This is a genomic window from uncultured Shimia sp., from assembly GCF_947493595.1.
Classification (GTDB): Bacteria; Pseudomonadota; Alphaproteobacteria; order Rhodobacterales; family Rhodobacteraceae; genus Shimia.
Genome location: NZ_CANLRL010000003.1, coordinates 64,069 through 83,262, shown reverse-complemented (window position 1 = coordinate 83,262; position 19,194 = coordinate 64,069). Strand labels below are relative to the sequence as shown.

17 protein-coding genes are annotated in these 19,194 nt (G+C 60.5%); 10 read left to right on the top strand and 7 right to left on the bottom strand.

Translation table 11 applies throughout. The annotated features are described in order from the left end of the window. Nucleotides 1-510: a serine acetyltransferase gene (locus Q0955_RS09275; protein ID WP_299423458.1), complete on the bottom strand. Its 510-nt coding sequence runs from the start codon at nucleotides 508-510 to the stop codon at nucleotides 1-3. A gap of 168 nt (nucleotides 511-678) precedes the next feature. On the opposite strand from Q0955_RS09275, the gene Q0955_RS09270 reads away from it, so the two are divergent. From Q0955_RS09270 to Q0955_RS09260, 3 genes are read left to right on the top strand one after another with little or no spacing between them, the layout of a single operon-like run. Continuing rightward, the gene (locus Q0955_RS09270) at nucleotides 679-2,730 is read left to right on the top strand and encodes an acyltransferase family protein (protein ID WP_299423457.1); all 2,052 of its coding nucleotides are present in this window, start codon (nucleotides 679-681) and stop codon (nucleotides 2,728-2,730) included. Next, nucleotides 2,727-4,292, top strand: a complete 1,566-nt coding sequence (locus tag Q0955_RS09265) for a GMC family oxidoreductase (RefSeq protein ID WP_299423455.1) — start codon at nucleotides 2,727-2,729, stop codon at nucleotides 4,290-4,292. The genes Q0955_RS09270 and Q0955_RS09265 overlap by 4 nt, the downstream gene beginning before the upstream one ends. Beyond that, on the top strand, nucleotides 4,285-5,037 hold the full coding sequence (locus Q0955_RS09260) for an SDR family oxidoreductase (protein ID WP_299423453.1): 753 nt from the start codon (nucleotides 4,285-4,287) through the stop codon (nucleotides 5,035-5,037). The genes Q0955_RS09265 and Q0955_RS09260 overlap by 8 nt, the downstream gene beginning before the upstream one ends. A gap of 166 nt (nucleotides 5,038-5,203) precedes the next feature. Here the strand turns inward: Q0955_RS09260 and Q0955_RS09255 are convergent, their stop codons facing one another. After that, the gene (locus Q0955_RS09255; protein WP_299423450.1) at nucleotides 5,204-5,953 is read right to left on the bottom strand and encodes a WecB/TagA/CpsF family glycosyltransferase; all 750 of its coding nucleotides are present in this window, start codon (nucleotides 5,951-5,953) and stop codon (nucleotides 5,204-5,206) included. A 190-nt stretch (nucleotides 5,954-6,143) separates the two neighbouring features. Here Q0955_RS09255 and Q0955_RS09250 point away from each other — a divergent pair, with 190 nt between their 5' ends. From Q0955_RS09250 to Q0955_RS09220, 7 genes are all read left to right on the top strand, one after another. Further along, nucleotides 6,144-7,277: a Gfo/Idh/MocA family oxidoreductase gene (locus Q0955_RS09250; protein WP_299423448.1), complete on the top strand. Its 1,134-nt coding sequence runs from the start codon at nucleotides 6,144-6,146 to the stop codon at nucleotides 7,275-7,277. Further along, a complete protein-coding gene (locus tag Q0955_RS09245) occupies nucleotides 7,274-8,251 on the top strand; it encodes an NAD(P)-dependent oxidoreductase (RefSeq protein ID WP_299423445.1) in 978 nt (325 codons plus the stop codon). The genes Q0955_RS09250 and Q0955_RS09245 overlap by 4 nt, the downstream gene beginning before the upstream one ends. Beyond that, nucleotides 8,248-9,471: a glycosyltransferase family 4 protein gene (locus Q0955_RS09240; RefSeq protein WP_299423443.1), complete on the top strand. Its 1,224-nt coding sequence runs from the start codon at nucleotides 8,248-8,250 to the stop codon at nucleotides 9,469-9,471. The genes Q0955_RS09245 and Q0955_RS09240 overlap by 4 nt, the downstream gene beginning before the upstream one ends. Next, entirely contained in the window at nucleotides 9,468-10,436 is a 969-nt protein-coding gene (locus Q0955_RS09235; RefSeq protein WP_299423441.1) for a glycosyltransferase family A protein, read from the top strand. The genes Q0955_RS09240 and Q0955_RS09235 overlap by 4 nt, the downstream gene beginning before the upstream one ends. Beyond that, a complete protein-coding gene (locus Q0955_RS09230) occupies nucleotides 10,433-12,553 on the top strand; it encodes an NAD-dependent epimerase/dehydratase family protein (protein WP_299423439.1) in 2,121 nt (706 codons plus the stop codon). Before Q0955_RS09235 ends, Q0955_RS09230 begins: the two co-directional genes overlap by 4 nt. 1 nt (nucleotide 12,554) lies before the next feature. Next, nucleotides 12,555-13,082: a hypothetical protein gene (locus Q0955_RS09225; RefSeq protein WP_299423436.1), complete on the top strand. Its 528-nt coding sequence runs from the start codon at nucleotides 12,555-12,557 to the stop codon at nucleotides 13,080-13,082. A 91-nt stretch (nucleotides 13,083-13,173) separates the two neighbouring features. Further along, on the top strand, nucleotides 13,174-13,962 hold the full coding sequence (locus tag Q0955_RS09220) for a CpsD/CapB family tyrosine-protein kinase (RefSeq protein WP_299423433.1): 789 nt from the start codon (nucleotides 13,174-13,176) through the stop codon (nucleotides 13,960-13,962). A 24-nt stretch (nucleotides 13,963-13,986) separates the two neighbouring features. Here Q0955_RS09220 and Q0955_RS09215 read toward each other — a convergent pair whose 3' ends face one another. From Q0955_RS09215 to tenA, 5 genes are all read right to left on the bottom strand, one after another. Next, nucleotides 13,987-15,069: an extracellular solute-binding protein gene (locus Q0955_RS09215; RefSeq protein ID WP_299423432.1), complete on the bottom strand. Its 1,083-nt coding sequence runs from the start codon at nucleotides 15,067-15,069 to the stop codon at nucleotides 13,987-13,989. After that, nucleotides 15,060-16,895: an ATP-binding protein gene (locus Q0955_RS09210; RefSeq protein ID WP_299423430.1), complete on the bottom strand. Its 1,836-nt coding sequence runs from the start codon at nucleotides 16,893-16,895 to the stop codon at nucleotides 15,060-15,062. Before Q0955_RS09210 ends, Q0955_RS09215 begins: the two co-directional genes overlap by 10 nt. A 178-nt stretch (nucleotides 16,896-17,073) precedes the next feature. Beyond that, a complete protein-coding gene (locus Q0955_RS09205) occupies nucleotides 17,074-17,808 on the bottom strand; it encodes an ABC transporter permease (protein WP_299423427.1) in 735 nt (244 codons plus the stop codon). Then, on the bottom strand, nucleotides 17,805-18,533 hold the full coding sequence (locus tag Q0955_RS09200) for an ABC transporter ATP-binding protein (protein WP_299423425.1): 729 nt from the start codon (nucleotides 18,531-18,533) through the stop codon (nucleotides 17,805-17,807). Before Q0955_RS09200 ends, Q0955_RS09205 begins: the two co-directional genes overlap by 4 nt. After that, complete coding sequence (tenA, locus tag Q0955_RS09195) at nucleotides 18,530-19,174, bottom strand: thiaminase II (RefSeq protein ID WP_299424353.1); 645 nt, start codon at nucleotides 19,172-19,174, stop codon at nucleotides 18,530-18,532. Before tenA ends, Q0955_RS09200 begins: the two co-directional genes overlap by 4 nt. Nucleotides 19,175-19,194: the final 20 nt, after the last annotated feature.

Below are 19,194 nucleotides of genomic sequence, written 5' to 3'. Positions count from 1 at the left end.
CTAACCGCCGTACCCCGGCTTCATTTTCAAAACCTTCGCGGGCACACCGCCGACCACAGCGCCGGCCGGCACATCATTTGTGACCACCGCATTTGCCCCCACTTCGGCATCCGCGCCGATGGTCAGCGGACCAATCACCTTGGCCCCTGCGCCGATGTCGACGTGGCCTTCCAGAACCACTGCGCCGGATAGTGTCACCTGATGCATCAACTGACAGTTGGGGCCTATGGTGGCATTGGGATGCACAATGATGCCCGTGGGATGCGGCAGGCGCAAACCGCCGTCGATCCGCATGTTCAAGTGCAGTTCTGATTGCGTCACCACAGACCAAAACCGATGTGACAGCACCCAGCGCTTGCAAGCCAACTTGCCAAACAGCCCGCCCCGCGCCTTGGCCGCCTGATACCGGCGCAGCGCGCGCAACAATTTTGGACCAGGGTCCCAGAAGCCACGCGGCACCTCCCGCGACCAATCCGGCTCTGTGGCGGACACATTTTGGTCAGTCTGCACAGTGTTTGCCTCCGCGCCAAAACCCGCAAAAGCGGGCGCTTTCAAAGCGTTGTCGCAAAACCTCTGTGTTAAAGCAACTTAACTCTGCTGTGCTGTGGCGCTTGCAGCCAAGGGGGGAGTTATGTTTTTTGGACAAAAGCACAAAGCAACCCAAGGATGCGCCCGCGCATGAGCACCCCAGAGTCGCCTGAGGTAGAAACCTCCGCGCCCAAACTTGCCGCTGATTTGAATGCCGCCAAAGGCCACCGCGCAGAGATCGACGGGCTGCGCGCCATCGCCGTGCTGGCGGTGGTGTTTTACCACTTTGGCGTGCCGGGATTTGGCGGCGGCTTCATTGGCGTCGACATCTTTTTTGTGATCTCCGGCTTTCTGATTGGCGGCATTCTCTGGCGCGAACAACAGGAAACCGGACGGCTCGCCTTGGGCCAATTCTACATCCGCCGCATCAAACGCCTGGCGCCTGCCTATTTTGTCATGGCCTTTGTGGTGCTCATCATTGGCGCGCTGATCCTGTTGCCCAATGACTTTCGCGAAACCGCCAAAGGCGTGATTGCCGCCACGGTCTATCTCTCCAACGTGCTGTTCTTCCGGCAATCCGGCTATTTTGATGGGGCGGCTGAAGACAAGATCATGCTGCACACCTGGTCTCTGTCGGTGGAGGAGCAGTTCTACATCTTCCTGCCGCTGCTGTTCCTGCTGTTTGCCCGCAGCAAAACCGTGATGCTCTGGGCTTTGGGCGCGGTGTTTGGCCTATCTTTTGTCAGTAATCTGGCGACCACACCGCTATCTCATCCGGCGGCCTTCTTCCTGTTCCCCTTCCGCGCCTGGGAGCTTTTGGCAGGTGTGGGATTGGCCGTATTGACCATCGAGCGTCCTGAACTTTGGCGCAAACATCAGGCCTTTAGCTGGGGCGGCCTTGGCCTTGTGCTGGCCTCGGTTGTGCTGGTGGTACCGGGCGAAGGGTTCCCCGGTTGGCAGGTGATCTTCCCAGTGCTCGGCACCGTGCTGTTGATTGGCAATGGACAGGATGACAACTGGGTCAACCGAGGCCTGTCGATGCGCATTCCCGTGCTGATTGGGTTGATCTCCTATTCGCTCTACCTCTGGCATTGGCCGGTCTTCACCTTCACCAAATACCTGCAAGGCCAATACCGCGGCCCGGGCGAAGTGGCGTTGTGGATTGCCATTTCCTTTGTGCTTGCCGTGTTGTCCTGGCGGCTGGTGGAGCAGCCGGTGCGCAAAGCCAAGACCCTGCCAACCTGGGGTTTGTTGTTCACCGCTGCTCTGGCCTCGGTCAGCGTTTTGGGCCTGTCGTTTATGGTGTTCAAAGCGAACGGCATGCCACAACGATTTGGCCCACAGGCGCAGGTGCACATTGCTGCCACGGGCGACTTCTTGCAGGACTTCTCAGATTGTTACGTGCCCGACGAAGGACCGTTTGAGGGCATCGAGATTTGCCCCATTGGCCCAAAGGAAAGCTCACCCAGCCTGATCATCTGGGGCGACAGCCATGTACGCGCCTATTACGAAGGTCTGAAGCAGGCCGCACGTGAGGCCGACCGCAGCGCCCTAGTGATCTGGCGTGCGGGCTGTGCCCCGGCCTTTGATCTGGAGAAACGTGAAAGCGCGGCCACCCCGGCGCAGGATGCCGCCTGTGCGGAGGCCAATGCACAAATCCGCCAAGCGCTGCACGACATGCGCCACCTACAGGATGTCATCCTGATCGGGCGCTGGTCCTACTATGCCTCCGGCAAAGGCAGCGGCAGTGACGCGCACAACACCATCGGCCTGCGCAGCGACGTTTATGGCAACATGACACAGGACGCGCTTTTGGGGACGGCTTTGGCCGCCACGGTTGCGGACATCGGCGATCTGGACCGACAGGTCTACATCCTGCGCCAACCGCCGGAAATTCAGAATTACCACGCCCCCAGAGTCGCCCGCGCGCTGGTGCATGGCCGCCTATCGGAGCAACTGGCCCGGCGGATCGGTCAGATCACCGTGACCGATGCCCAAACCCGCGAACGCGGCGCGGCGGCGGCACTGGCCAAAAGTGGTGCAACCATCCTGGACAGCTGGGGTTGGTTCTGTGACCAATTCCTGTGTGACGCGGTACAGGGCGGCGTGGGCCAGTATTTCGACAACAACCACGTGACCAACGCGGCGGCCCGGCGGATGCGCTCGGTGTTTTACCCGGTCATGGCCCGGGCCACGCAATGACCAAACTTGCCGACGCCAGTAGCACCTCTTGGGACGTGATAGTCATTGGCACTGGCATGGGCGGCGGCACCATTGGACGCTATTTGGCGGAACAAGACCTGTCGGTGTTGTTTGTTGAACGTGGGCCAACCGGTGTGCGGGCGGAAGAGCAGGAACTCAACCCCAACATCTGGGACCGCGAAGCGCGGCTGGTGCGGGGCTATTGGCCCGAACCTCTGGAAGCGACAGTGAACGGGGTGACCACCACCTTCAACGCGCCATTGGGGGCGGGTGTGGGCGGCAGCTCGGTGTTTTACGCCGCCACCTTGGAGCGTCCCGCCCCACATGATCTGGACCACAGCGAGGCTCGACCACATCCCACCGGCGGATGGCCCGTCAGCTATGACGAGATGGCACCCTACTTTGACTGCGCCGAAACGCTCTATCACGTGCGCGGCACGCCTGATCCGTTACAACCGGACGGAAATCTCTTCCCGCCAACGGTAATGAGCGCGGCAGATCAAGGCTTGATGTCTGCCATGAACGAAATTGGTCTCACCCCATATCAGGGCCATATGGCGGTGCGTGAAGACGATGGGTTTGAGCAGTATTTGGGTCGCAAATGTCCCAACGATTGCAAAATGGATGGGCGCTCGGCGGGCGTGGAGCCTGCTTTGGAGACTGGCAACGCGGCCTTGTTGGACTTGTGCGAAGTGCAGGAAATTCTGTTCAAGGACGGCACGGTAACGGGTATCAAAGTGGCGCGCAAAGGCGTAGCCGCCACGCTCACCGCGCGCAGCTATGTGCTGGCCGCCGGAGCGCTGCATTCTCCGCGCCTACTGATGGCCTCCAGCAATCTTGGCAATGGAAATGACCTCATCGGCCGCAACCTCATGTTCCACCTAAACGAGATGTTTGCCCTGTGGCCGCCCAAAGGCAAACACAGCGCGGGGGCATCCAAATCTCTCGCTTTTCGCGACCTCTATCATCAGGATGGGCAGCGCTTTGGCATGGTGCAGGCCTTGGGTGTCGAGGCGCGCTATGGCGAGATTGTGCATTACCTCAATGTGACGTTTGACCGCTCGCCACTGCGCAATCTGCGCTGGCTGCGCCAGTTCACCCGCCTGCCTGCGGCCGTGGCGGTGAAGCTGTTTGGCAGCGCCAAGATCTTTGTCGGCATATTGGAAGACCTGCCGTATGCCGAGAACCGTGTGCACTACGATCCCGCTGATCCGCGCCGATTGGCGATCAGCTATGACATGACACCGGAGCTGCTGTCTCGTCGCAAGGCCTTTCGCAAGGCACTGAAACAACGCCTCAAAGGCATCAAAATGGCCTTTACTGGCACGGGTCCGGAACTCAACTTCGGCCACCCCTGCGGCACGTTGCGGTTTGGCGACGATCCAAAAATCTCGGTGCTGGATCGGAATTGCAAATTGCACGGCACGGAAAACCTCTGGGTGGCGGATGCGAGCTTTATGCCCACCTCCATGGGGGTGAACCCGTCGCTGACCATCGCCGCCAATGCCTTGAGGGTTGGTAAAGTTGTCGCGGCAAACCTGAAGGAGGCCCAAAATGGCTAAGCAACTGGCCGTCGTCACCGGCGCGGGCTCCGGATTGGGGCGGGCCTTGGTTATGGAACTCTGCGGACGGGGCCTTCAAGTCGCGGGCTTGGGACGCCGTGAAGACGCGCTGCAAGAGACAGCGGCCATGGCGGGTGACAGGTTCACCCCCGTGGTGGCAGATGTCTCTGATCCCAATCAGGTGCGTGCTGCTTTTGAGACCATCCGAACCATCGCGCCGGTCTCGATCCTGATCAACAACGCCGGTGTCTATCCGCACCATGACTTTTTGGATGAGACGCCGGAAAGCTTCATGCAGACCGTCGCCATCAACCTTGGCGGCTCGGTGGCTTGCACCTCCGAAGCGCTCAAGGACATGACCGAGGCGGGGCGCGGCCGTATCCTCAATGTGTCGAGCTTTGCGGATATGCATCCCCTGCCCTGCAGCGCGGCCTATTCCGTGTCCAAAGGCGCGGTGACCACTTTCTCCCGCGCTTTGGTGGCCGATCTGGGAGATCGTTTGCCCAAGATTGTGATCAGCACATGGATGCCCGGTATGCTCAACACAGAGATGGGTTTGGCCGAAGGGCTTGATCCGGCTGTCGCGGCCAAATGGGGCGCAGGGCTGGCGCTTTGGGAGGATCCGTCGCTGAATGGCGCGGTGTTTGAGATGGACCGGGAAATTTTGCCGCCGCGCGGTCTAAAGGGTCGCTTGAAAGACGCGGTGCGGTTGAAGCGCCGCAAGCCTCGGGTGATCCCGATTTAGCCCGAAAAGTGGCGTGCTTCTGCACGCCGCCGGGCAGCGCCCGACCGCCCCCATGGGCGGGCGCTTCTGCACCGTCCCAAAACCTAAGAACTGTCGGGGCAAGGGGACCTTTTGGAACGTGCTCAATGATGAAAGCGCGCCCACCCGCGGACGGGCGCTGCCCAACTTAGTCCCGCTGCGCGCGTACCTCTTTCATCAGGCGCGGCAGAATCCCGATACAGCGCAGATAGCGCCCTGCCAGTCGCGCCGGATTGCTCAGCGCGCGCCAGAGCCATTCCAGCGCCAATTTGCGCACCCAAGCCGGAGCGCGGTTTTGCGTGCCTGCGAGGAAATCCAACCCTGCGCCAATGCTGGCAAAGCCCATCTGCGGAACAACCTGCCGCCCGCGCGCGGCCAGCCGCTCTTGCTTCGGCGCGCCCAGCGCCAGAAACGCCATCCGCGCGCCAGCTTCGGCCGCTTGTTTCAACACAGCCTCGGCTGCCGCACTTTCCGGATCAAACCCCATGGGCGGTGCAATACAAGCCGCCACCGCCAACCCCGGTGCTTTTACCTTCAAAGCCTCTGCCGCAGCTGCCAAAGCCTCCTCCGTGCTGCCAATCAACGCCACCGGTGTACCTTCTTCAACCGCCCACTGCGCCAAGGGCAGCACCAAATCCGCGCCCGGTAGCAGATCCACCGGCTTCTCGGCTTTGCGAGACAACCACACAATGGGATTGCCATCCGCCACCACAAAATCCTGCGCCAGATAAGCTGCAGCAAAAGCCTCATCTTTGGCCAGCTTCACCAAATGATCGAGATTGATGGTCGCCAAGGCAAAGCCCTCATGAGCGACAAACCGCGCCCGCACTGCACGCTCCAGTGCGGCGTGATCGGCAACATTGACCGTAACCGGTCCTTTAATGGTGGAAAACTGCACGCAGGCGGTCCTTCTGGCTCATTTGCACAATACCTTACCAACTCCCTCCCCCGGCGTCAGAAATTGCGCTGCAATTTCCCTCAAGTGGTTCAAAAGCGCCACAATTCCCCTGACTGAGCCGCCCGCCTTGGTGGTATTTCACACCAAAATACCTATAGTCACTTGGTAATGGTTCAAAAGGATTCCCGCCATGTCAGCTGCCCAAACCCGCAGTGTGTCGATCATTGGTTGCGGCTTTGTCGCTGATCTCTATATGCGGTCCTTTGCGGCCCACCCCGACATTGCAGTGACACAGGTGTTTGACCATGATCCCAACCGCTTAAAAGCCTTTGCCGAGCATTGGAACCTGCACATCGCGGACAGTTTGGAGCGGTTACTGGGCAACCTGCCGCAAGGCTCTCTGGTGTTGAACCTGACAAATCCCGGTGCGCACTACGAGGTCTCCCGCGCCTGTCTGGACGCGGGGCATCACGTCTATTCCGAAAAGCCCTTGGCCACAGACATGGCAGACGCCATTGCCCTGCATGAGCTGGCCGCACAGAAAGACCTGCTGCTGTCCTCCGCGCCCTGCTCGGTGCTGGGTGAGGCGGCGCAGACACTGGGCAAAGCCATTCGCGACGATGTCGCTGGCCCTGTGCGCCTGATCTACGCGGAGCTGGATGACGGCTTTATCCCGCAAGCGCCCTATGCCGATTGGAAAAGCGAAAGTGGCGCGCCTTGGCCTGCCGAGGACGAGTTTGCCGTCGGCTGCACGCTGGAACATGCGGGCTATTACCTGACATGGCTGATTGGCATGTTTGGCACCGTACGCCGCGTGGTCGCCGCCTCTGCCGAATGCCTGCCGGGCAAAGAGGCAATGGGCACCCCGGATTTCTCCACCGCCACGCTGTTTTTTGAAAACGGCATCACCGTACGGCTGACTTGCTCGATTGTGGCGAGCCACGATCACAAGATCCGTGTATTTGGCGACAAAGGTGTTCTGCAGGTGAAACAGGCTTGGGACAATGACGCACCGGTCAAATTCCACCGGCGCTTTACCCTGCGCCGACGACTGCTCGAACATCCGATTGGCACACGCCAAAAAATCAAAGGTGACACGCACCCAAAGGTGGAGCGTTGGGGCGCGGCGGCGATGAACTTTGCGCTTGGTCCTGCCGAAATGCTCGACGCCTTGGCCGAAGTGCGCCCATGCCGGCTGTCACCGGATTTTGCGCTGCACCTCAACGAGGTCACGCTCGCCATTCAAAACGCCGGGGCCGATGGCTGTGCGCAGGACATGACCACACGCTGTGAGCCAATGGCGCCGATGCCTTGGGCCATATGAGCGCGCCCACGCTGGCCATAACCGGAGCCACGGGCTTTATCGGGCGCCACTGCGTAGAGCGTGCCCGCGCCGAGGGCACCGCGCTGCGTCTGTTTGTGCGCGATATGGCGAAGGTGCCCGCCGCATGGCAAGCAGACAAAACCGTTGAAATCATCGTCATGGACCTGACCGGTTCCGGCGACGGGTTGGCGCAAGCTTTGGAAGGCATCCGAACCCTGATCCACTGCGCCGCCACGCTTTCCGGCGATCAGGAGCGCGACACCGTGGCCGCCTCTGTGGCGGTGATCGACGCGGTGATTGCCGCACAGGTGCCGCATGTGGTGCTGGCGGGATCGCTGTCGGTCTATGACGTGACTGGCGTGCCCAAAGGCGGCACGGTGGACGAGACCACACCGGTGAACACCAACGGGCGAGACACCTACGCACAGGCCAAGCTCACGCAAGAGACCCTGTTTAAGGATGGCGCGGCGCTCTATGGCTACGCGCTGTCAATCCTGCGGCTTGGGGCGGTTTGGGGACCGGATCACCTGTTTAATGCCCATATTGGCCCAGCGGTTGGCAGCACGCTTCTAAAAATTGACGGCGGCGGCGAAGTACCTTCGTGCCATGTCGAACTGGCTGCGCAAGCATTGATCAAAGCGGCCCATGAACACACCGGTGTGGGGACCCTCAACATACTGGATGATGACCGCCCCAACCGTACGGATTTCCTGACCGCTTTTCGCGCCTGTGGCTGGCCCAAGCAGGTGTTGCCAACCCCACTTTGGCTCTGGCGCATGGCGGCGTTCATAACACCAGACAAGCCCACCATGCCCGGCCTTCTGCGCCGCGCAGTTTTGGAAGCCCGCCACCGTCCCGTCACCTTTTCCAACACCATGATGCACAATCGCCTTGGCCCTGTCACAATGCTGCCCTTTGCGGCTGCGATGCAGGCGGCGATTGAACAGCAAGAGCAGCAGGCCCCGCCGTCGTGAGCGACACAGAAAAGCCCCCCATCGCCTATTTGACCGGCGAATACCCCCGCGCCACCGATACCTTTATCCAGCGCGAGGTTGCGGCGTTGCGCGCGCAAGGCCAACCGGTGGAAACCTGCTCGGTGCGCCGCACCGGTGTGGAACATTTGGTGGGAGACGAGCAGAAGGCCGAGGCCAAAGCCACCTTCTATATTCTTGCTGCCGCAAAATCCCCGGTGACCCTGTTGAGCGCGGTCTTTGGCGCACTACTGCGCAACCCTGCGCGTTTTTTCAAAGCGCTGGCGCTGGCCGTGAAAACCGCGCCACCCGGGTTCCGCAATCTGATCTTTCAGCTGTTCTACTTTGCCGAAGCCGCGGTATTGGCCGCGCATCTGCGCAAAAAGGGCGTACGGCATCTGCACAACCACATCGCCAAGTCCTCCTGCACAGTGGCCATGCTGATGAGCGAACTATCAGGCATTCCCTACAGCTTCACCCTGCACGGGCCGGACATCTTCTTTGCGCCGGATCACTGGCGGCTGGACGAGAAAATCAAACGGGCCAAATTTGTCGCCTGTATCAGCCACTTCTGCCGCTCTCAGGCGATGGCGTTTTCTGACCCAAAACACTGGGCCAAGTTGCACATCATCCACTGTGGCGTGGAACCGGCGCGTTATGACGCAGGCGAAGATCCGGTGGAGACCAATCTGCTGTTTGTCGGACGCCTCGCGCCGGTCAAAGGTCTGCCAATCCTGCTGCGCGCCTTGGAGCCGTTGAAAGCCGAGTTTCCCAAAATCCACCTCACCGTGATTGGCGATGGGCCGGGCCGTAAGGCGCTGGAACATCAGACCGAAGCGGCGGGGCTGTCAGACAACGTGTCTTTTGTCGGTTACAAATCGCAATCCGAAGTGGCCGAGGCGCTGGCTGCCTCTGATCTCTTTGTCCTGCCGAGCTTTGCCGAAGGCGTGCCTGTGGTGCTGATGGAAGCCATGGCGGCGCGACGCCCGGTTGTAACCACCCACATCGCGGGCATTCCAGAATTGGTGACCGATGGCGCCTCTGGCCTGTTGGTGCCACCCGGCAACCCACATGCGCTGGCAGACGCCATCGGCAAAATCCTCGCCAACCCCGCGCGCGCCACGGCGATGGGCATCGCAGGCCGCGCCATGGTGGAAAAGGCCTTTGACATCAACAAAGAAGCCGCACGTCTGGGGGCTCTGCTGGACGGGGGGCAAACATGAGCACCACCGCCATCATCATTGGCCGCAACGAAGGCAAACGTCTGATCGCCTGCGTCGCTTCGCTACAGGCGCAGGGCGTGGAGATGGTCTATGTCGACAGTGGCAGTTGGGACAACTCCGTGGCGGAGGCCCGTAAAGTAGGTGCACTGGTGGTCGAGCTGGACAATGGCCTGCCCTTCACCGCCGCCCGTGCCCGGCAAGCAGGATTTGACGCGCTGGCGCAAACCGGCGACCTGCCAGAGTTTGTGCAGTTTGTGGATGGCGATTGCATTGTGGTCGACGGTTGGATCGCGGCCGGAGAAAAGGCCTTGCGCGAAGATGACAGCCTTGGCCTGATCACCGGCTGGCGGGCGGAGCTCTATCCTGAACGCAGTGTCTACAACGCGCTGTGTGATTTTGAATGGCACCGGCCGGCGGGTGAGATTGTTGCCTGTGGCGGCGATATGATGGTGCGCTCCAAAGCCTTCGTCGAAGCTGGTGGCTTTAACGCCATGGTGATTGCTGCCGAAGACGACGAATTCTGCGTCCGGCTTGCCAAGGAAGGCTGGAAACTACGCCGCCTGCCGCAGGAAATGACACGCCATGACGCCGCCATGCTGCGCTTCGGGCAATGGTGGCAGCGCGCCGTGCGCACCGGCCATGGCTTTGCCCAAGTGGGCTGGATGCACCCGCCGTATTTCCGCAAAGAACAGCTGCGCGGCGTGATCTATGGCTTGCTCCTGCCCTTGCTGGCACTCTGGGGCCTGGTGGACAGCGCGTTGTTGTTCCTGCTGGTGCTTGCAGTCTATGTCGCCAACTACATCCGCACCAAAAACGGCCTTGTCCGCGAAGGGCTGCCCTATTGGGAAGCCTGGCGTCACGCCCGCCTTCTGACCTTGTCCAAACTGCCCAATGTGATGGGCATGATCCTGTTTCATTGGCGCCGCATCCGTGGCCGCGCCATGCGCATCATCGAGTATAAATGAGCATGAACACGTTTTCTGACGACCGCCCGATCCGCGCCGCCCTTTTGGGGGCAGGTTACATCGCCGACTGGCACGCCGCCGCCATTCTGGCCACGCCGGGGGTGGAGCTGGTCGCGGTCTGTGACCAATCCCGCGCCGCCGCCGATGCGCTGGCGCAGACCTATGGCATCGCGGCCTATACTGATCTGGACAAGCTGCTCTCCGCCAAAGTGGCCGACGCCATCCACATCGTCACACCGCCGGGCACCCACCGGACGCTGGCCGAAACCTGCCTGACCGCGGGGCATCACGTGTTGGTGGAAAAACCGGTGGCGCTCTCCGGTGCGGAGACCGCCGAAATCCAGCAGATCGCTTCTGACGCAGGCCGTGTTTTTGCCGCCGGGCACAATTTCATGGGCACGCCGGGCTATCAGCGCCTCAAAACCCGGCTTGAGGCGGGCGAGATTGGCCGCGTCGCCAGCGCGGAGATCAACTGGAACTTCCCGATGATGCCGCTGCGTTCCGGGCCATATGGCTTGTGGCTCCTGCGCGAACCCAAAAACATGCTGCTGGAGCTGGGCCCGCATTTGTTTGCCTTTGCGGTAGACCTGTTTGGCCCGCTAACCATTGAGCATCTCAGCCTGTCCAAACCGGTCGAGATCCCAGGCGACACCACGCGTCCGCAAGGCTGGCGTATTCTGGCCTCGGCTGGGGATGTGTCGATCACGCTGAACCTGTCGCTGGTAGAGACCATGGACGACCGCTCCGTGATCCTGCATGGCTCTACCGCCACCGCGCGGTACGACTACGCCCACGACGTGCTGACCGTGGACGCGGAAAACGCCGCGGACATCGTCGCCAACCCGTTCCTGCGCCAGATGGGCCTGGCAGGCCAGCATCTGCGCGAAGGTCTGGTGAATGGCGCGCGGCAGTTGGTGTCTCTGAACCGCAAATCGCCCTACGGACTGTCTTTTGCCGGACTCACAGCGGCGTTTTACAGCGCGATCCGCTCGGGTCGTGACTTGGATGCACGTTTCCACGGTGATAACGCCACGCTGGTGATGCACGCGATTGACGATGCCATCGCGCTCATGCCGAAGCCTGCGAAGAAACCGAAACCGGCAAGCCGCGCCAAGCCGAAGCCGTCTGTTCTGGTGATCGGCGGCACCGGCTTTATTGGCCGTGACCTGACCCGCGCCTGGGTCGCCAAAGGCCGCGATGTACGTGTGCTGTCGCGCGGCACCTCCGGGCCGTTTGATGACATCGCCGATCATGTCGAGCTGTTTGGCGCCAACCTGCGCGACCCGGATCAGCTGGCCGAGGCCATGGACGGCATCGAGATAGTCTATCACCTCGGCAAATCCATGGACGCCACCTGGGAGGCGGCGCTGAAAAACGACGTTGCCGTCACCGAAACCATCGCTCAAGCGGCGAAGGCGGCAGGAGTGAAACGGTTTATCTACACCGGCACCATCGCCAGCTACGACATGTCCGATCCAAACGTGACCATCCGCGAAAGTCTGGGCTTTGGCGATGACATGAGCGACCGCAATATCTACGCGCGATCCAAAGCGGAATGTGAGGCGCGGCTGCTTGAGATGCATCGCAAACACGGCCTGCCGCTGGTGATTGCCCGCCCCGGCATAGTGCTGGGCAAAGGCGGGCCATTGCAGCACTGGGGCATTGGCCGCTGGCATGGCGCGGGCGCGGTGCGCATCTGGGGCAAGGGCAAGCATATCCTGCCGTTTGTGCTCAATGAGGACATCGCCGAAGGGCTGATCCTGATGGCGGAAAATGACGACGCTTTGGGGCAGAGCTTCAATCTGGTGGGAGAACCGATGTTCTCCGCCACCGACTATTTTGACGCGATCCACGCGCGGTTGGGTGCGCGGATCAAAGTGAAACCCGGCAACCTAGCCGCGTTTTACGCCTCTGCCTCGGTGAAATATGTCCTGAAGAAACAGGTGCTGCGGCGCGGTGGGCTGTCCAACCCGTCCTTGGCCGATTGGAAAAGCCGCGCGCATTTCTCGCCGTTTGACAACAGTCTGCCCAAAAAGGTGCTTGGCTGGGAGCCGGAGCGGCGGCGTGATGTGTTCCTGACCAAAGCCATTGATGAGGCCAACCTGCTTGGCTTCTGAGGTGCGGCTACTCGTTGTCACTGACATCCACGGGGCGCCCGATGAAGAGCTGTGTCTGAGCGCAGGTTTGTCGGGCGTCGAACGCCTGTCCTTGGCCGCGCTTTGTGGTCAACCGACCCTCAGCGGCGAGGCACTGCATCATCATCTGTTCCAAGAAGATGGCATGGCGCGGGCCGTGCGCAAACTTTGCGACATGATGGCTGACCAGCGACCTCTCATTGGCCTCGGTTACAGCGCCGGCGGTACAGCTCTGTGGAAGGCCGTGCACGCAGGCATGCCGCTGTCCGGATTGATCTGCGTCTCTTCCACGCGGCTGCGGGACGAGACCGCTCTGTCGATCCCGACGCAGGTCTATTTTGGTGACGGCGACCCCGGATGCCCTTCCAAGGACTGGCTGACAACCGTGCCCAGCGCCGCCACCCTGTTGCCCAGCGCCGCCCACACCTTCTACGCCGATGCAGACCACCCAGCGCGCGCACAAGTGGCCGCTGAAATCGCCGCCACCATCGCTCACTGGACCGCAGCCTAACTCCACACGTCCCCCTATCTCCGCAATGGTGCCTTTCTTTTGTCCGCATTGCCCTGATAGTTTTGCCTCAAACAGAGCGGATTCACGCGCCATGAGTACAGATCAGACCCACGAGACCGACCTCCCCGAAGAGGAGGCACCCGACGCATCTCATGAAGAGGCGCGGCTGCCTATGGTGCATGACCCGGATGTGTTCTGGGAAGGGTTGACCGTGGCCGCGCTCAAGGATGCGGATCTGGAGAAAAACTTCATTGTCAGCGCAACCCGCAGCCATCCGGCCCATGCGGCCTTTGACATGCTGCGCACCCGGCTATTGCAGGCGCTCAACGAACATGGCTGGAGCCGCGTCGCCGTGACCGCGCCGACCCGAGGCTGTGGTAGCAGCTTTGTCACCACCAATTTGGCCATGGCGTTTTCGCGGCTTGACTCCGTGCGCACCGTGTTGCTCGACATGGATTTGCGCTCCCCAAGTCTGGCTGAGACTCTGGGGCTCTCCGCAAAAGACAGCATGGCGGATTACCTGAGCGGCGTGATCGCGCCGGAGAATTTTCTGCAACGGGTGCAGCCCAACCTCGCCGTGGCCTTAAACGACAGCGCCAGCGAGAATTCGGCGGAACTGTTCCAAAACGACATCGCGGCCGAGGTGCTCGAGGAGCTGGAAGAGGCACTCTGCCCCGACCTGATGCTGTTTGACATGCCACCGGCGCTGGAGTTTGACGACGTGCTGGGTTTCCTGCCCAATGTCGACGCCGTGCTTGTCGTCGCAGGCGGCGGCATTTCCACCGCCGAGGACATCACCAAGGTCGAACAAATCCTGTCAGAGGTGAAACCGATCCTGGGCGTGATGCTCAACAAAGCGGATGGGCCGGTCTCTTACTGACCCGCCCAAACGCAATTTCTCAGTTCACAATCCCAACTGCATCCGGCGCCAGCGCCGGTCCAGAAGGCGTTTCTCTGATCCGGTGCGCGGTGTGAGCATAAACAATTTGTCGCGCCGGTCTTTGGGCGCCACCTGCTCCAAAATTTCACGATCAATGTCTTGCAACGCGGCGTGTGACACCGGGATATCGGTCAAAGCCAGCGAAAATTGTGAAACCTTGGCCAGCACCTCCGGTTCGTTCATGTAATGAAGCAGCTTGTAGCTGTGCTCCGGATGGCCGGTGTCGCTAGGAAACACCATCACATCCGCCCACAAAACGGTGCCTTCCTCGGGCACAAAATAGCGCACTTCATTCCGCCCCAGTTGCGACTGCGGCGCCAATGCATCGCTGCTCCAGGTCAGCGCCACACAGGCTTCATTCTGTAAAATCTGTTCCTGCTGACTGCCATCAACCGTATTCACATACGGCATGATCCCCGACAACAACGCAAACGCCGCGTCCAGATCCTCCTCCGCCATCGAGTTTGGATTGCGCCCCAAATAGTTCAAGGCAATCGCAACCACTTCCTGCACGGCGTCGGCAATGGTGATGCCGCAGTCCGCAAGCTGTGACGCATATTTGGGATCGAACACCAGATCCCATGTGTGTAACGCGCTCTCTGGTACCCGCTCCAACACATCATCGATGTCCACCATCAAGCCAGTGGTGCCCCATAGAAACGGCACCGCATATTGCTCTGCCATCGGCACCGCCTCGGACAGTTTCTCCATCAACTGTGGATGGCCGCCGTTCAGCTTTGCGCGCTCCTGAACATCAAAAGGCTGCAGCGCATCGATGCTCACCAATCGCGGCATGATCTCAACCGGCACGACGGCCAAGTCATACCCAGTCCCGCCCGCAGCCAATCGGGCTTCCACTTCGTCAGCCACCATAAACGTATCGACCACAACATTGATGCCGTGACGCTCGCCAAAACTCTGCACCACGGCCTGCGGAATGGTGTTGTTCCACGCATAAAACCAAACGGCGTCCTCACCGGCTTTCAGCGGCGATGCCGCCAGCCCCAAAACCGCCGCAGCCACACGTGCAATCCGCGTTAAGCCCATGTGCCATTCTCCTGTTGCTGTGCCGTCGCAGGCCAGTGCCGCAAAAGCTCTGTCTTGAGGGCAAGCCGTGTCACCGGCTTTTCCACATAGCCCGACATGCCGGCCTCCGCCGCCTCTTCACGATGTTCCGCGAGCGCGTTGGCAGACAACCCCACAATAGGCACCGATGCTGCCGCGTGGCGCGTGTCCGCCCGGATGGCGCGGGTGGCTTGTAAGCCGTCCATCATTGGCATGCGCACATCCATCAAAATCAGGTCCGGATTCCAATTGGCCGCCCGATCCACCGCTTCAAGGCCGTTGCCAGCAAAGCTGACCTCACAGCCGAGATTTTCGAGAATCTTGCGCGCCACTACCTGGTTGACCCGATTGTCATCCGCCACCAACACGCGCTTGCCAAAATGCACGACCTCCCGCTGGGGTGTTGCAACCACGTCCCGCTGGGCGATGCCCACCGGCAGTTCCAGAATAAACTCCGAGCCTTCGCCCAAGCTACTCTCCACGCGCACGTGCCCGCCAAGCGCCTCGCTCATGCGCCGCACAATCGACAGCCCCAAACCCGTGCCACCAAATTGGGTGGTGTTGCTGGAATCCGCCTGTTCGAATTGCCCAAAAATGCGTTCCAGGGCACCAGGCTCAATGCCAATGCCATCATCGGTCACGGCAATCCGCAAACGCCGCTCTTCACCGTGCGATGGCGCAACATCTTCCAGATGCAGCTCAATCGCCCCTTGCTCCGTAAACTTCACCGCATTGCCAACAAGATTGGCCAACACCTGCCGCAGCGCCTGTGGCGCGCTGTGCACAAACCACCCGGCTTCCGAGGGCGCGGTGTGCACGGTAAGCGTCACACCCTTTTGCGCCGCCTGACCGGAAAACAGCTCTGCGGTTTCCTGACACAGCGCCTGAACATCAAAGCCTTCATACTTGAGGTCGATTTTACCGGCTTCAATCTTGGCAAGATCCAACACATCATTGATCAATTGCAACAACGCCTGACCGCTGCTTTGGATCATTGTGACCATGCGTTTCTGGTCTGTGCCCAGTTGTGTTTCTTTCAACACATCTGCTAGCCCTAGAACGCCATTCAGCGGCGTGCGAATTTCGTGGCTCATGGTGGCCAGGAACATGGATTTGGCTTCCGACGCCGCCTCAGCCTTACGCTGATTGCGCTCAATCTCATTCTGCGCCCGGATCACGTAGCGTTCCATTGGCAGATGCACAAACCGCGCTGCAAGCCCAACGCCCAGCAAGGTGATCACCAGAGCAAAAATCCCGTAGGTCACCTGCGTGTCCGCCGCCTCTTGTGCGGCGGCCAGCTCGGCCTGTTTGATGCGGTTAAAGATCGGCAACAGCCGCATGGCCAAATCGCCTGCCATTCCGGCAGCACGGGCCACATCCGTCATGTTTTGGCGCGGGTCCACCGCCACTTCTGCCAAAAACAGAACATCTTCCAGCTCCAGAAGCGGGTTCATTGCATCCCGCCGCAGAATGCTCTGCCCCTCCGGTGAGAAAGTTTTCAACGTACGTTCCAAAGAGATGCGCTGCGCGGCTTCCACCGCCGCGTGCGACGCGCGGCGCACATGCGCTTTGGAATTTTTGCCGCGTTGGGACGCCGGCGACATGCGCAATTCCTGAAACGCCATCGACATTTCCGACAGCGACAACAGCAGCGTGTCCATAGAGGCGGTATTCTGATTGCGCGTTGCCACCGTGTCGCGGCCAATAAAAGCCACCCACATCGCCGTAATCGCTGCCGCAAGCACAATGCTTAGCGCGATGCCGCTCCGCCACCGGAGATATTGTCGTGTAATACGTAATTTCGACATTCAGCGGTCAGTCTACAAACTCAAAAAAATCCACCTGAAATCTGTGCCATCTGGTGGTTAAAGTAGTCTTAAGAACCGCAGGTTCCGGAGCATTTCTGTCGAGATTGACCAAATTTGATAGGCATTATTGCAAAATAGCGCCAAATCGCTTTGGGCGTGACGCAAACCTTAGACCCGTTCAGGTCTCCCGATCACCCAATCGTCGGGTGAGTTTGGCCATCAAAACGTAGAGCAGCACCGACAGCACCCCCAACGTCAGCATGGCCGCAAACATCAAGTCGGTCTTGGCCCGACCATTGGCCAGAAGCATCAAATATCCAAGACCTTTGGAGGAGCCGACCCACTCCCCAATCACCGCGCCGATTGGGGCATAGACCGCGGCCAAGCGCACGCCCGCCCCCAGATTGGGCAAGGCCGCCGGCACACGAATATACCACAAAACACGCCGCGGGCTGGCCTGCATGGTTTTGGCAAGATCAAGATAGCCCGATGGTGTGCGCATCAACCCGTCAAAGAAAGCTGACGTGACCGGGAAATAGGTGATGAGAACCGCCATGGCCGCTTTGGACCAAATCCCATAGCCCAGCCACAGCGTCAAAATAGGCGCCAAGGCAAACACCGGCAGGGCCTGCGTGAACACCAACATCGGTGCCAGCAACGTGCGTGCCGTTTTGGACGAGGCCAGCGTCAACGCGGTGACAACACCCAGCGAAATTCCAATGACCAGCCCGATCAGAATTTCATTCAATGTAATTAGGGTGTGCTCGGCAATAAGCCAGCGATTGAGCCACCACGTCTCCGCCACCAGCGTCGGGCTGGGCAGGATGAACTTCTGCACCCCGGTCAAGGTGACAACGGCTTGCCATACGCACAGCGCAAACACGGTCGCAGCAATCGGAGGCCACAGCTTCATGTCGTCGTCTCCATCAGCAAGCGCAATAGATCGGAGCGGCATGTTATGGTGTCCGGTGCATCAACCGGCCGAGGCACAGATGACGCAGGCGGCGCAACCGAGGTGAGCCCAGCGGCTGTCATCACATAGATCGCATGGCCCAGCCGTGCCGCCTCTCCCGGATCGTGGGTCACCACCAAAACCGTGCGGTTGGTGAGCAGGTCCGCAGCCAGATCCTGCATCGCGGCCCGGGTTTTCTCGTCCAGAGCCGAAAACGGCTCATCCAGCAAAATGATAGGCTTGTCTTCCATCAGCGTGCGCGCCAGCGCCACCCGCTGACGTTGCCCGCCGGACAGCTCACTGGGCTTCTTGCCGCGATGGGCGTGCAGGCCGCAACGGTCCAACAAGCGCTCCACGCGCACCGCATCCATTTTTTGCCCGCGAAGACGCGCGCCCAGCGCAATGTTTTTCTCCACCGTCGCCCAAGGCAACAACAGGTCATCCTGCGCCATATAGGCAATGCGCTCTGCCACTGGCGTCTTGTCGGTGGCCAGGATCTCTCCGTCAAAATCCGCACCCGTTGGCAAATCCGCCATCAACCGCAGAACCGTGGTTTTGCCGACGCCGGAGCCCCCTAGCAGGCAGGTCCAGCGCCCGGCATCCAAGGACAGTGTGAGCGGCGCAAACAGCTGCCGCCCCTCAATCGAGGCCTGTCCCTTTAACGTGATGCCGGGCGCTTGTGTCATGGGGTCAGACCCATCTGCCAGAAGTTCACTTCCAGCTCGGTCGCTGTACGGAACTTGTCACACAGCGCCGCAAAGCGCGGGCTGTTTTCAAAGTCCTTGCCCAAACGCCGCTCCAACGCGCTGTCGAGCAATTGTCCCACAGCGGCACAGTCGTCTTGATAGCCTTCGCCGGCATAGGTGTTGATCCAATCAGCATAGGTGTCGGAGGTTTTCTCACCCCCCAACCGTGCGCCAATCTCGCCATACCCCATCACGCAAGGCGCCAAGGCGGCGAGCAAATCAAGCAGATCACCAGAATAGCCCGCCTCCAGCACATAGCGCGTATAGGCCAAGTTTTCCGCGCGCTCAGGCGTCGCAAACAGCTCCTCCTGCGGAATACCTGCCGCCTCACAGATGCCCACATGCAGCTGCATTTCCTCAGCCACCAGCGCGTTCACAGTCGCAACCGCTCCCAGCATTTCGGCGTGAGTTTCCGATTTCACCACCGCCAGCGCCCAGGCGCGGGAGAAGTGGATCAGGAACACATAATCCTGCCGCAGGTAGTGCAGAAACGCCTCCCGTGACAGCGAACCATCGCGCAGCCCTTCGACGAAGGCATGGCGGGTATACTCCCCCCATGCCTCGCCTGCCGCCTCACGCATCAGCGCAAAGGCACGACCGT

Coding starts and splice junctions, on each gene's coding strand:
- Q0955_RS09260 (WP_299423453.1), top strand. CDS start 4,285: ATGGCTAAGCAACTGGCCGTCGTCACCGGCGCGGGCTCCGGATTGGGG.
- Q0955_RS09235 (WP_299423441.1), top strand. CDS start 9,468: ATGAGCACCACCGCCATCATCATTGGCCGCAACGAAGGCAAACGTCTG.
- Q0955_RS09265 (WP_299423455.1), top strand. CDS start 2,727: ATGACCAAACTTGCCGACGCCAGTAGCACCTCTTGGGACGTGATAGTC.
- Q0955_RS09230 (WP_299423439.1), top strand. CDS start 10,433: ATGAGCATGAACACGTTTTCTGACGACCGCCCGATCCGCGCCGCCCTT.
- tenA (WP_299424353.1), bottom strand. CDS start 19,174: ATGCGTGAGGCGGCAGGCGAGGCATGGGGGGAGTATACCCGCCATGCC.
- Q0955_RS09210 (WP_299423430.1), bottom strand. CDS start 16,895: ATGTCGAAATTACGTATTACACGACAATATCTCCGGTGGCGGAGCGGC.
- Q0955_RS09200 (WP_299423425.1), bottom strand. CDS start 18,533: ATGACACAAGCGCCCGGCATCACGTTAAAGGGACAGGCCTCGATTGAG.
- Q0955_RS09270 (WP_299423457.1), top strand. CDS start 679: ATGAGCACCCCAGAGTCGCCTGAGGTAGAAACCTCCGCGCCCAAACTT.
- Q0955_RS09220 (WP_299423433.1), top strand. CDS start 13,174: ATGAGTACAGATCAGACCCACGAGACCGACCTCCCCGAAGAGGAGGCA.
- Q0955_RS09250 (WP_299423448.1), top strand. CDS start 6,144: ATGTCAGCTGCCCAAACCCGCAGTGTGTCGATCATTGGTTGCGGCTTT.
- Q0955_RS09205 (WP_299423427.1), bottom strand. CDS start 17,808: ATGAAGCTGTGGCCTCCGATTGCTGCGACCGTGTTTGCGCTGTGCGTA.
- Q0955_RS09215 (WP_299423432.1), bottom strand. CDS start 15,069: ATGGGCTTAACGCGGATTGCACGTGTGGCTGCGGCGGTTTTGGGGCTG.
- Q0955_RS09245 (WP_299423445.1), top strand. CDS start 7,274: ATGAGCGCGCCCACGCTGGCCATAACCGGAGCCACGGGCTTTATCGGG.